This is a genomic window from Leucobacter sp. GX24907 (genome assembly GCF_053567335.1).
The window spans coordinates 228,942-241,364 of the sequence record NZ_JBSGPD010000004.1 but is presented as its reverse complement, the minus strand read 5'-3'; the positions used below and the strand labels follow the sequence as shown (position 1 = coordinate 241,364).

Below are 12,423 nucleotides of genomic sequence, written 5' to 3'. Positions count from 1 at the left end.
GTAGAGCTTCAACCTCAGCGGGCAACTGAGCGGTGAGTCTCATCGATGCGATGCGTCCACCCACGAGCATCAAGGTGCTCGAGCAGCGGGATCGCGACTCTCCGCGTCGTTCCGAGCACCTGTCTGGCCTCGCTCGTTGTGAACGGTTGGCCCAGCGCGGCGAGTCTCCGCATGGCGAGAGCGGGGGCCTGCGGTGAGAGTACGACGCCGCCCGTCAAACGCAGCAATCGTCCCGCTCGCTCAGCTGCCGCGAGTTGTCGCGCACCGAGGTGCAGCGCGGCCAGGTCATCGGCCTCGGGGGCGGCGAACGGATGCTCACGCAGCCGCTCTTCCAACGTCGATACCGCGGCTTCTGCGTCACCGAGATCGAGTCGATGCCCCTTCGGGCGGAGCGCTCCCCCGGCAGACTCGAGCTCGGCGGCGTGCACCACCACGGGCAGCAGTGTCGCGGGGAGCGGAGGCTCCCTGCGCAGCAGGAGGTCCGACGCAGCGCCCTGGGTGAGGCCTGGTGCGAGCGGATCCTCTCGCAGTCGGTGCGCGACCGCGTCGTTGAGAGTGTGGGCCCATCCGCGCAGCGTCTCCGTATGCACCCACCAGTCCGCGCCCTGCACCCGTACCGCTCGCGCGGTCTCGGGCGGTGCCGCGGCGTCGGCGATGCGAATGCCGAAACGTCGGAGTTCATCCACGCGCACCGCTCCGCGTCGCGCGACTTCTGCCGCGGGATCGCCGGCCTCAGGCCGCTCGGCCAGCACGAGGGCCCGCCGAGCACCATCACCGCGGCGTGCCAGCTCCGGCGGATCCACATCGAGCACGAGCGCACCGGAGAACACCGAGCGCCCGCCCGGCGCACGGAGCACGAGCCGGTCGCCGATCTGCAACGGCAACGCACGATCCAGGTGCAATCGGGCGTAATCGCCGTCAAAGGGCCGCAACCTGACCTGCGCCTCGGCGGTGCCGATGTGCGCGATCAGCTGCCGAGGCGCCTCATCGAGAGGTTGCCCCATGGTCCGTCTCACGTCTACGGCATCGACGATCGTCCAGGCGTCCGGCGTCACTAGCGCATCGCCTCGATGCGCTTCCGTCGCAGCAATGTCGCGCAGGTTCACCGCCACTCGAGTCTGTGGGCTGACGCGAACTGCGGCAGTATTTCGGCTGTGGAGGCCCCGTGCACTCGTCTCTCTCACATTCGAGGTACCCACAAGATCGAGTCGGTCGCCCACTTCCAGCGATCCCGCCGTCAGCGTGCCGGTGACGACCGTTCCGGCACCACGAATCGTGAACGAGCGATCGATCCAGAGCCTGACCCGCGCCTCGGAATCAGGAGCCGGGGCGGATCCGAGTACCTCGTCAAGTGCCAGGCGGAGGTCGTCGAGTCCGCTCGATACGATTCCGGATTCGGAATCCTCGCGAACGGACACGATCACCACGGGTGCATCTGCAAGCGGAGTGCCCCGCAACTGCGCCCGGACTTCATCCAGCGTCTGCTCCAGTCTGACCGCATCCGCACGATCGGCCCGGGTGACGACGACCAGACCTCGCTCGATGCCGAGTGCGGTCACCGCGTCGCGATGGTCGCTCGATTGCGCCTGCCACCCCTGGTCTGCTGCGACGACGAAGCACACCACGGGCGCCGGACCGACCCCGGCGAGCATGTTCGACAGGAAGCGTTCGTGCCCCGGCACATCGACGAACGCGACCTCGCTTCCCGAGGGCAGCGCAGTCCAGGCGAACCCGAGGTCAATCGTGAGCCCGCGGCGACGCTCTTCAGCCCAGCGATCGGGCTCCATGCCGGTGAGGGCACGAACAAGCGTCGACTTCCCGTGATCGACATGCCCGGCGGTCGCGATGACGTGCATCTCAGGCACGTGGCTCACGCGCTCCCAGCGCTGCCTGAACGACAGCGACCAGTCGTGCATCGTCGCGTTCTGGCACACATCTCGGGTCGAGTAGGCACGCGCCCCGGTGCACGCGGGCGAGTACCGCCGGATCCCCAAGGCGGAGCGGCTCGGCGAGCGCCTCCGGCAGTTCAACCGCCCAGCCCGGCAAGGGCTGGCCGGGCGCTCCCCCTCCGCCGACCCGGCCGTCATGGGCGACGACGCGGCCACCGACCGCGGTGGCCAGCGCCTCGGCTCGGGCGCGCAGTCGGTCACGGTCGGCGTGCAGCGCCTCGTGCACCGGCGTGGCTCCGCCTCGCAAGGTCGCCTCGATCGCCGCGAGGGTCAGCTTGTCACTGCGCACGGCTCGGGCGAGCGGGTGCTTCGCCAAGTGCTGAATCATGTCGCGACTGCCGAGGATCAGCCCGGCCTGGGGGCCCCCGAAGAGCTTGTCACCGCTTGCGATGACGAGGTGGGCTCCCGCCGCGAGCGCGCTACTCGCATCAGGCTCATCAGGAAGCACGTCGTCCCGGTGCAGCAAGCCGCTGCCGAGGTCGACCACGAGCGGTAGGTCGTGCGCATCGGCGAGGCGTCGAAGTACCGGGAGTTCTGCCTCCGCAGTGAAGCCGTGCACGCGGAAGTTGCTCGGATGCACCTTGAGCAGGCAACCGCTTTCGGGCCCGATTACGCGAGCGTAGTCGTCGAGGTGCGTCCGATTGGTCGTGCCGACCTCCCGCAGCCTTGCGCCGGTCGTCTCCATAAGATCTGGCAGACGGAAACCGGCACCGATCTCGACGAGTTCGCCGCGGCTCACGATGACTTCGCGGGCACGGCTGCCGATGCCCGCGCCGTTTCCGGAGCCGACGCCCGCGAAGGCCGTGACTGCGAGCAGCAATGCCGCGGCACCGTTATTGACAATCAACGCATCCTCGGCTGCCGGGCACGCCTCGAGCAACGCGGCCCGAGCGCCGGCACCACGGCTGCTGCGCTTCCCCGTCGCAAGGTCCATTTCGACATCGACATAGCCGGCGGCGGACGCGAGCGCTCGAACCGCGCTGTCAGAGAGCGGGGCCCGCCCCAGGTTCGTGTGCACGACAATGCCGGTGGCGTTGATCACGCCGCGCAGTGACAGCGCGGAGCTCTGCGCAACCTCGAGTTCGATGACTCGCTCGACGTCCTCGGGCTGAATCTCCCCGGCCCGCGCAGCGTCCTGCGCTCGCGAGATGAGACCACGGAGTGCCTCCTCGCTGAGGCGCTTTCGCGCGTCAACGACCGCAGACAGGGCGAGCAGGTGATCGGTGCGGGGAATGCGCCGACGGGGATCGCCGGATCCGGGCCCAGAGCCGCTCACCGATGTCCCTCCCATAGGCACCTCCTCGAGCCTTTACAATATTCCAATCCGGGAATACAGCTGCAATTCCGGGCTCTCCCGCTGATCTGGCGCCGAATGAGCCTGTGAAGTTGGCGGAGGCGGACGGGAATCGAACCCGCCAGACCGAGGTACTCGGCCTCACCGGTTTTGAAGACCGGGGGGCCCACCAGGAACCCTGACGCCTCCGCTCAGGATCCTACACGTCACAGGTGGCTCGTCAGTGTTCAGTGCAGGTGCCTCGTCAGTGCACTGCGAAAGGGTTACGATCAGGGCATGACCTCGGCGCAGCACCCCACTCGGTTGACCGGTTACGCTCACGGAGGCGGCTGCGCCTGCAAGATCCCTCCGGGCGAACTCGAAGATGCCGTTCGTGGGCTCGTCGGCCAGACCTCGCAGGATGTGCTCGTCGGACTCGACGACGGCGACGACGCCTCAGCCGTGCTCGTGCGCGACGATCTCGCGATCCTCTCCACCACCGACTTCTTCACCCCCGTCGTCGATGACGCATACGACTGGGGGCGCATCGCCGCCGCGAACGCGCTCTCCGACATCTACGCCATGGGCGGCACCCCGATCTCCGCACTCAATCTCGTCGGCTGGCCCCGGGAGGTTCTGCCGATGGAACTCCTCACCGAGGTGCTGCGCGGCGGCCTCGACATTGCCGCCGAGGCCAAGTGTCCGGTCACGGGCGGGCACTCGATCGACGACCCTGAACCGAAGTACGGCATGGCCGTGACCGGCATCGTCGATCCCGAGCACCTCATGCGAAACGACGCAGCCGAGGCCGGCCTTCCCCTCACTCTCACCAAACCGATCGGTGTGGGCGTGCTGAACAACCGACACAAGCAGACCGGTGAGGTCTTCGACCACGCAATTGCGCAGATGGTGCAGCTCAACCGCGAAGCCGCCCAAGCGGCGGTCGCCGCCGGCGTCAAGGCCGCTACCGATGTGACCGGATTTGGTCTGCTCGGCCACCTCTTCAAGATGACTCGCGCCTCAGGCGTCGGCGCGGTACTCGATTCGCGCGCGGTCCCGATCATCGACGACGCGAGACGATCACTCGACGAGGGCTTCATTCCCGGCGGATCGCGCCGCAATCTCGATTGGGTGCGGCCGCACCTCGAGGTCGAGGCCGATCTCAGTGAAGAAGAACTGGTACTGCTGGCCGATGCGCAGACGTCCGGTGGTCTGCTCATCGTGGGAGAGATCCCCGGCCATCCGGTCATTGGCGAGACCGTCGCGGGGAGCGGGATCACGATCCGCTGACGCATGGCTGCGCAGCGGCCGTGTGCTACTCCGCGGTCGTGATCGAGTCGTCGACGATGCCGGCTCGGCGCCGCGCCTCCAGGCGTCTCTTCTGCGGAACGATCGTGTAGCGCGGATCTTCGGTCGAGTGGATTCCCGCGTGCAGCACGCCAAAACGGGTCAGCGCCGACGCCGCGAGCAGCGCGGCACCGGAGGCGATCGCGACCGGTCGGTAGCGTCCACCGAGCAGCGCTCCCAGACCGCCGATAGCGGCGAGGCGCTTACTCCACTTCATCATCTTCCCCGGCGTGCCATGGTGCAGCGGCTCGGCTGCGACCGGATCCATGCGCCGCTCCATCACCTCGTCGGCGAGCAGCTCCGCCGCTGAGCCCACGACCGCCAGCACCCGAGCCGGCCGCGCGTCTGCGACCGGGGTCGTGATCATGCCGAGTCCGCCAGCAGCGAGGCTCGCCGAACTCACGAACACGAAGGAGAGATCCTCCTTCGCCTCGTTCCACGTCGGATTCGCCGTGTCTGCGAGCAGCACTCCGGTGTATGCAGCGAGCGGAGCCGCGAACACCGCAGAGACCACGCCCGCGGGCGGCTCCGCGATGCGCAGCAACTTGCGCAGCGGCCCCAGCGGCAAGCGCTCCTTCGTCATGCGGTCCACCTCCGCGACCGCGGCGACTCCCGCGCCGGCGCTGAAGGCCCCGAGAATCCATGACCCGACGCTCATCGGCGATGACAGCTTGAAGGTGCGGAACATGTTGAGAAAGCGCTCCGGACGACCCAGGTCGACGATGAGGGCCATAGCGCCCGCTCCTGCTGCAGCGATCGCAGCGATGCGGCTGTTGCGACGCAGCTTCACATTCTTCGTGAACTGCGCGCCGGCGGCGAGCAACGAGGATCCACCGGCAAGACCACCGAGGAACAGGTAAATGCCGATCGGCTCCTCCCACGGCGGAGCCTTGACGATCGGACGGTCGTAGTACGAGGTGAAGTCGGCGTCCGGCACCATCGCCATCTCGCGTGAACCGTCGCTGCGTCCGCCGCCGCCCGAACGCCGGCGGCGACGCTTGCCGCCAGGCTTTCGCGGAGGCTCCGGTGGGCGGTAGCTGTCGAAGTCGGAGAGTGTCACTTGTGCGCACCCATCTTCGTGATCGATTCGGCCCGCATCACTTGCGCCCCCCCGTCAGGAACGCGGCGGCCACCGCGGCGATCATTCCGAGTGCGGCAAGCCCGGCGCGCTTGTACATGCGCGGGAGATCCTTCGTGCCCACCCGCGGATCCGGCGGCAACCCGTACACCTCCGGCTCATCCAGCAGCAGGAAGATCGAACCCGTTCCGCCGACACCATCATTCGGGTTTGCGCCGTAGAGACGCGCCTCGGTGAGCCCCTGCTTGCGCAACTCGCGCACTCGGGCGCGCGCGATCTTCGCGAGCTCCTCGGTGCTCCCGAACTTGATCGACGTCGTCGGGCAGGTCTGCGCGCAGGCGGGCGTCTGCCCTTCGGTGAGCCGGTCGTAGCAGAGCGTGCACTTCTGGGCGACACCGACATTCGGAGTCGGGGCCTGCTCGCCCGCGGTGAAGTCCCGGTTGGTCTTGGGAGCGGCAATGCCGTCCTTGCGGCGCTCGATGACGCCGAACGGGCAGCCCGCGACGCAGGTGCCGCAACCATTGCAGACATCTTCCTGCACCACGACGGTGCCGAACTCGGTGCGGAACAGGGCGCCCGTCGGGCAGACATCGAGGCAACCGGCGTTCGTGCAGTGCTTGCACACGTCCGACGACATGAGCCATCGGAAATCAGGGGTATCGGGCGGCGTCGTGTCGGCTCCGGAGAGGTCTTCACCGTCAGTCGAGCCGCGCGGCTTCGGCGGGCCGATCGTGGGCATTCCGAGACCGACGAGTCGGCGACCGCTCTCGCGAGCCTCCTCGATGCGCTCTTTTCCCTGCTCGACGAAGGCCACGTGCCGCCAGGTATCGGCACCGAGACCACCGGTGTTGTCGTACGAGGACTCCGAGAGCTGCCAGTCGGAGTCATGAGGATTACGGTTCCACTCCTTACAGGCGACCTCGCAAGCCTTGCACCCGATGCAGATCGACGTATCGGTGAAGAACCCCTTGCGCTCGTGATCGTGACGCACCAGGTGCTCGTGCGACTCGGTGAGACTCATCGTTTCTCCCCTCCTTCGCCGGCCTCTTCCTCCGACACCAGTACACCACGTTCTCCGAGTGGCTCAGGATCGGGCGTGAAGTCGGGCTGTCCCCCATCGTCCTCGCGCGTTCCCGTTTCGGGGGTGATTCCGGCGCGCTTCTGATACTCCGCCACCAGGTCGAGCAAGGCGGCGCCCCGCGGGCGACGCCCGGGCACGATCGCGCACGAGCCGACCTTCGATTCCTGAATCAGCGTGTTCGGGTCCATCACGATGCCGAGCAGATCGTTTGCCGCATCACCTGTGACGACCGCCCCGTCGCCGCCGACGCCCCAGTGATAGGGCAGACCGATCTGGTGCACAGTCTTGCCACCGATGCGGAGCGCCTTCACGCGATCGGTGACGAGCACCTTCGCTTCGATGGCAGCACGCGGCGAAATGAGCGTCGCCCAGCCGTACGGCTCGATGCCGACCTCCTCGGCGAGTTCCGGCGAGATCTCGCAGAACATCTCCGGCTGCAGCTCGGAGAGGTACGGCAGCCACCGACTCATACCACCGGCGGTGTGATGCTCAGTGAGCCGATAGGTCGTGAAGGTGTACGGGTACACCTCGGCACCGCGCTGACCGTTGCTCGGCGCGCTCATATTGTCTTGCCTCGACATCGTCACGCGGGTCGGCGAACGCTGCTGCAAGTAGAGCGGGTTGCCGACCGGCGACTCCTGCGGCTCGTAGTGGGTCGGCAAAGGTCCGTCGACGAGTCCCTTGGGGGCGTAGAGCCAGCCCTTGCCGTCAGCCTGCATGATGAAGGGATCAATACCCGAGAGCGCCTCCGGGCCCGTCGCGTCGGGGCCGGGCCGCGCATCCGGGGCAAGCCCGGCCGGGAAATCGGGCACGTCGAGTCCCGTCCAGCTCTGAGATTCCTCGTCCCACCAGACATACTTCTTGCGTTCACTCCACGGTCGCCCCTCAGGGTCCGCTGAAGCCCGGTTGTAGAGCATGCGACGGTTCGCTGGCCAGACCCAGGCCCAGTCGGGGTTCACCGGATCCTGCTCATCCTTCGCAGGGCGCAACGCAGCACGGTTCACCCCATCGGCGTAGACGCCGGAGTAGATCCAGCACCCGCCATCGGTCGAACCATCGGCTCGCATCTCGGTGTACGACGACAGCGGTTCCTCCGCGCGCTCGCCGGTCAGGTGCCGCCCGTTGATCTCGGCAAGCACCGCTTCCGGGTCTGGATTGCCGTGCTCGTCGAGCGGGTACTCCCAGGTGAGGTCGAGCAGCGGCCGGTCGCGGGCATCGGTGGAGTCGGCGAGCTTCTCGCGGATCCGGATACCCAATTCGTAGAAGAAGTCGAGCTCGCTCTGCGCCTGCCCGGGCGGTTGCACCGCCTGGTGGCGCCACTGCACCATGCGCTGAGTCTGCGTGAACGTACCGGATTTCTCGACGTGGTTCGCCGCCGGCATGAAGAACACCTCGGTGCCGATATCTTCGGTGCGCAGCTCGCCCGTCTCGATCTCGGGCCCGTCCTTCCACCAGGTCGCCGACTCGATGAGGCTGAAGTCGCGCACGACCAGCCACTTCAGGTGCGACATGCCGAGCCGCTGCATACGTCCGTGAGCGGAACCGACCGCAGGGTTCTGGCCGAAGATGAAATAGCCGTCGACCTCGTCGGCCATCATGCGCTCGACGGTCTGGTACGTTCCGTGCGGCCCGGTGAGGCGCGGAAGGTAATCGTAGGCCCAGTCATTCTCGGCCGTCGCAGCATCGCCCCACCACGCCTTGAGCAGGCTGACCGTATACGCGTCCGCATTTGCCCAGTACCCCTTCTGCTCGGGCGAAGCGATACCTGCGAGGTACTTCTCGAACGTCGTCGCTGACGACGTCGGCATCGGCAGGTAGCCCGGGAGTAGGTTGAACAGCGTCGGGATGTCGGTGGAGCCCTGGATGCTCGCATGTCCGCGCAGCGCCATGATGCCGCCGCCGGGGCGCCCCATATTGCCGAGCAGCAGCTGCAGGATCGCCGAGGTGCGGATGAACTGCGCGCCCATGGTGTGCTGCGTCCACCCCACGGCGTACGCGAAGCACGTCGTGCGCTCGCGGCCGGAGTTCTCAGTGATCGTGCGCGCGAGGTAGGCGAAATCGTCGGTCGAGATGCCGCAGAGCTCGGTCACCATCTTCGGTGTGTAGCGGGAGAAGTGCCGCTTGAGGATCTGGAACACCGTGTAAGGATTCTGCAGCGTCTCGTCGGTGAGGTAACGATCGCCCACCGGGGGGCCGCCATCGCCGTACTGATCGCCCATGCCGGGGCCCTGCTGCGACGTCTCGGCGCCCCCTGCTCTGTCGGTACCCGAAGCGGACGACTTGCCCGTACGCCGGTACGCCCAGCTCGACGAGTCGTAGGTGCCGGTCTGCGGGTCATAGCCCGAGAACAGCCCCTCCAGGTCTTCCGTGTCGCGGAACTCCTCGCTCACGATCGTCGCCGCGTTCGTGTAGGCGAGGACGTACTCCTTGAACCACAGCTCGTTATCGAGGACGTAGTTGATGAGCGCACCGAGCAGCACGATGTCTGAGCCGGCGCGGATCGGCACATGCTTGTCTGCCACTGCGGAGGTGCGCGTGAACCGAGGGTCGACGTGGATGATCTTCGCTCCGCGCGCCTTCGCCTCCGTGACCCACTGGTACCCCACCGGATGGCACTCGGCCATGTTGGATCCCTGGATCACGATGCAATCCGCATTGGCCATGTCTTGGAGGGTCTGCGTGGCACCACCCCGGCCGAACGAGGCTCCCAAACTGGGAACCGTGGCGGAGTGTCAGATGCGGGCCTGGTTCTCGATCTGAATCGCGCCGGCCGCTGTGAACAGCTTCTTGATGAGGTAGTTCTCCTCATTATCGAGGGTTGCTCCGCCCAGCGCGGCGATGCCCATGGTGCGACGCACCGGCCGACCATGCTCATCATGGTCTTCCCACCAGCGTCGCCGCGATTCGATGAACCGATCGGCGATCATCTCGATCGCGTCGTCAAGCGAAAGCTTCTCCCAGTCAGTCGCATAGGGCGCACGATAGAGGATCTCGGTTTGGCGACCGGCGGCGTTGACGAGCTGCTCACTCGCCGACCCCTTCGGGCAAAGACGGCCGCGCGAGATCGGTGAATCGGGATCGCCCTCGATCTGCACGACCTTCTCGTCTTTGACGAACACCTTCTGCCCGCAACCGACGGCGCAGAACGGGCAGACGCTCTGGACGACGCGGTCGGCAGTCGTGGTGCGCGGCGCGATCTCACGCGTCTTACTCGACATGACCGCCTCTCCTCGTCCGAGCTTGTCAGACGAGCGCAACTGCCGGACCACCGGCCACTCGAGGGGGCTGAACCGCGCCATGCAGCTCATAGTAGCGGATCGTACCCGTTGCTCGAACAGGAGGAGTCGGCCAGAATGACAGGAGGACCCGAGGGTCTGCACGTGACCGTGCGCGAAGTGAACATCTCGGAAGAACGGGGCGGTTCGACGCGCCGGAGAGGAGCCCGCAGTTGCGCACACCCACGAATCTTGGCGGACTCGCCGTCTCCCCCATCGGGTACGGGTGCATGGCGCTCAGCAGCGTCTACGGAGGTGGGCTCTCCGATGACGACGCCCGCGCCCAGCTCGACCTCGCGATCGACGCCGGAGTCACTCTCCTCGACACCTCCGACGTCTACGGTGACCCGAAACCTGGCCACACCGACGGCCCCGCTGGCACGAATGAGGAGATGCTCGCGCCGCTCCTCGCGAGACGCCGAAATGACGTGCAGATCGCGACGAAGTTCGGCATCACGGGCGAAAGCGTCGATCCGGATACCGGCGAGATCTCGGCCGGGCGCATCGACGGCCGCCCCGAGTATGTGCGTTCCGCCTGCGAAGCATCGCTGCGCCGTCTCGGCATCGACACGATCGACCTGTACTACCTGCACCGCCCTGACCTCACCGTACCGATCGAGGAGACCGTCGGTGCGATGGCCGAGCTGGTGCAACAGGGCAAGGTACGTCACCTCGGGCTCTCGGAGGTCACCGTCGATGAGTTGCGCCGCGCGAACGCCGTCCATTCGATCTCCGCGCTGCAATCGGAATGGAGCCTGTGGTCCCGCGATGTCGAGGCGCGCATCGTTCCCGGCTGCGCCGAGCTCGGTGTCGGGTTCGTGCCGTACAGCCCGCTCGGTCGTGGATTCCTCACCGGTACGCTCACGAAGGAGACGATTGCAGCCGACTTCCGTGGTGCGTCCGAGCGTATGGGGGCGGGGTGGGATGCGAACCAGCGGGCGCTCGCGGTGGTGGCGGCCGTCGCCGAGGAGCTCGGCGCTGCCAACTCGCAGGTCGCGCTTGCGTGGTTGTTCGCGCAGGGCGCCCGATACGGGGTGCCGACGGTGCCCATTCCAGGATCGCGACGCGCGTCGCGCATGATCGAGAACCTCGGGGCCGCCGACCTGTCGCTCAGCGATGAGCAGATGACGCGTCTCAACAGTGTCGCGGCGCTCGTGTCGGGTGGGCGGAGCCTGTACGCCGACAACCCCGATTGGACGAGCGAAGGGCGCGAATAGCACCGTCCCGACTCTCAGCTGTCACGAATGACGTTGAACCGACATCCTTCATCAACTTCTGCGCCAGCCGAGAGACAGCCAGACTCCGGCTGACCTCACTCGTCGTGCGACGTGGGGCGACGGAACCGTAGCCGCGCGACCAACGCGAGCACGACCGCCACTACGGCTCCCCAGAGCAACCCGAAGATCGCCGACAATCCGCTGTCGATGAACCAGGCGATCACGGCGGGCGCGTGGGCCGCGTGAGTGATGTCGTGGGCGAGCCCGTACGGCCAGGGCACCCCGACCTCGGCCAGGTTCACCAGCAAGATGTGCCCGCCGACCCAGAGCATTGCGAGCGTACCCACGACGGTGAGTACCCGGAACACCGCGGGCATCGCCCGCACCAGCCAGGTACCGAGCACCTGCACGCCCCGAATGCGCCGACGACGCATCCAGAACCCCACGTCGTCCATCTTCACGAGCACGGCGACCGTTCCATACACCGCAGCGGTCATGAGCACGGCGACAACGATGAGGATCGCGAGACCCATCATCCACGATTCGGCGTCGATGTTCGCGAGCGAGATCAGCATGATCTCCACCGACAGCACGAGGTCTGTACGCACAGCGCTCGCGACTATGCGCTTCTCATCGGTCACCGTGCGCTCCACGATCTGCTCGACCGTGTGCTCGTCGCTGTGCCCACGCAGCTTACCGATCCAGTGCCACACCTTTTCAGCGCCCTCGTAGGCGAGATACGTGCCCCCGACGAGCAACAGCCACGAGAACACCCAGGGGGCCCAGATGCTGAGCAGCATGATCGCGACGATGATGATCGCCTTGTTCCTCAACGAGCCGCGAGTGATCTTCCACACGACGGGAAGCTCGCGCTTCGGACTGATGCCCTGTACGTACTGCGGCGAGACCGCCGCATCGTCGATGACTACCCCCGCCGACTTCGCAGATGCCTTTGCAGCACCGAGTACGACATCGTCGACCGACGCGGCTGCGGCTCGCGCGAGCACGGCGATGTCGTCGAGCAGTGCGAAGAAGCTGCCGCTCATGAGTGACTCCTGTATCTGGTGCGAGACGCTCCATCCGGTCGCAGCCGCGACCACATGCGCCGGCTCAAGAATAGTGCGCCGAGCTTCGCAGCGGGCGTGATCGACGAAGAGAAACGCGAACGGGCGCCGGAGACACTCTCCGACGCCCGTATCTTGC

Annotated in this window: 8 protein-coding genes and 1 tRNA gene; 2 read left to right on the top strand and 7 right to left on the bottom strand. The window is 66.7% G+C overall.

Features of this window, described 5'->3' with window-relative positions; translation table 11 throughout:
- Positions 1 to 14 precede the first annotated feature (14 nt).
- The 3 genes from selB to ACUYV6_RS08015 all read right to left on the bottom strand — a co-directional run bounded on the left by selB (position 15) and on the right by ACUYV6_RS08015 (position 3,432).
- Positions 15 to 1,856: a selenocysteine-specific translation elongation factor gene (selB, locus tag ACUYV6_RS08025; protein ID WP_449278235.1), complete on the bottom strand. Its 1,842-nt coding sequence runs from the start codon at positions 1,854 to 1,856 to the stop codon at positions 15 to 17.
- A gap of 1 nt (position 1,857) precedes the next feature.
- On the bottom strand, positions 1,858 to 3,240 hold the full coding sequence (selA, locus tag ACUYV6_RS08020; RefSeq protein WP_449278133.1) for an L-seryl-tRNA(Sec) selenium transferase: 1,383 nt from the start codon (positions 3,238 to 3,240) through the stop codon (positions 1,858 to 1,860).
- 96 nt (positions 3,241 to 3,336) lie between these two features.
- A tRNA-Sec gene (locus ACUYV6_RS08015) sits at positions 3,337 to 3,432 on the bottom strand.
- Positions 3,433 to 3,519: 87 nt separating this feature from the next.
- Here ACUYV6_RS08015 and selD point away from each other — a divergent pair.
- Positions 3,520 to 4,512 (top strand): selenide, water dikinase SelD, encoded by a 993-nt coding sequence (gene selD / locus ACUYV6_RS08010; protein ID WP_449278132.1) that lies wholly within the window; start codon positions 3,520 to 3,522, stop codon positions 4,510 to 4,512.
- A 25-nt stretch (positions 4,513 to 4,537) separates the two neighbouring features.
- Here the strand turns inward: selD and nrfD are convergent, their stop codons facing one another.
- From nrfD to fdh, 3 genes are read right to left on the bottom strand one after another with little or no spacing between them, the layout of a single operon-like run.
- Positions 4,538 to 5,629, bottom strand: coding sequence for an NrfD/PsrC family molybdoenzyme membrane anchor subunit (nrfD, locus tag ACUYV6_RS08005; protein ID WP_449278131.1), 1,092 nt, complete (start codon positions 5,627 to 5,629; stop codon positions 4,538 to 4,540).
- Between the two features lie 37 nt (positions 5,630 to 5,666).
- On the bottom strand, positions 5,667 to 6,668 hold the full coding sequence (locus ACUYV6_RS08000; RefSeq protein ID WP_449278130.1) for a 4Fe-4S dicluster domain-containing protein: 1,002 nt from the start codon (positions 6,666 to 6,668) through the stop codon (positions 5,667 to 5,669).
- The gene (gene fdh, locus ACUYV6_RS07995) at positions 6,665 to 10,027 is read right to left on the bottom strand and encodes a formate dehydrogenase (RefSeq protein WP_449278129.1); all 3,363 of its coding nucleotides are present in this window, start codon (positions 10,025 to 10,027) and stop codon (positions 6,665 to 6,667) included. Before fdh ends, ACUYV6_RS08000 begins: the two co-directional genes overlap by 4 nt.
- Positions 10,028 to 10,176: 149 nt before the next feature.
- Here fdh and ACUYV6_RS07990 point away from each other — a divergent pair, with 149 nt between their 5' ends.
- Positions 10,177 to 11,220, top strand: a complete 1,044-nt coding sequence (locus ACUYV6_RS07990) for an aldo/keto reductase (protein WP_449278128.1) — start codon at positions 10,177 to 10,179, stop codon at positions 11,218 to 11,220.
- Positions 11,221 to 11,315: 95 nt separating this feature from the next.
- Here ACUYV6_RS07990 and ACUYV6_RS07985 read toward each other — a convergent pair whose 3' ends face one another.
- On the bottom strand, positions 11,316 to 12,266 hold the full coding sequence (locus ACUYV6_RS07985; protein ID WP_449278127.1) for a DUF808 domain-containing protein: 951 nt from the start codon (positions 12,264 to 12,266) through the stop codon (positions 11,316 to 11,318).
- Positions 12,267 to 12,423: the final 157 nt, after the last annotated feature.

What these genes read in the sequence shown, in the direction of transcription:
- selB (WP_449278235.1), bottom strand. Translation starts at nt 1,856, where the DNA reads ATGCACGTCATCGCGACCGCCGGGCATGTCGATCACGGGAAGTCGACG.
- selA (WP_449278133.1), bottom strand. Translation starts at nt 3,240, where the DNA reads ATGGGAGGGACATCGGTGAGCGGCTCTGGGCCCGGATCCGGCGATCCC.
- selD (WP_449278132.1), top strand. Translation starts at nt 3,520, where the DNA reads ATGACCTCGGCGCAGCACCCCACTCGGTTGACCGGTTACGCTCACGGA.
- ACUYV6_RS08000 (WP_449278130.1), bottom strand. Translation starts at nt 6,668, where the DNA reads ATGAGTCTCACCGAGTCGCACGAGCACCTGGTGCGTCACGATCACGAG.
- ACUYV6_RS07985 (WP_449278127.1), bottom strand. Translation starts at nt 12,266, where the DNA reads ATGAGCGGCAGCTTCTTCGCACTGCTCGACGACATCGCCGTGCTCGCG.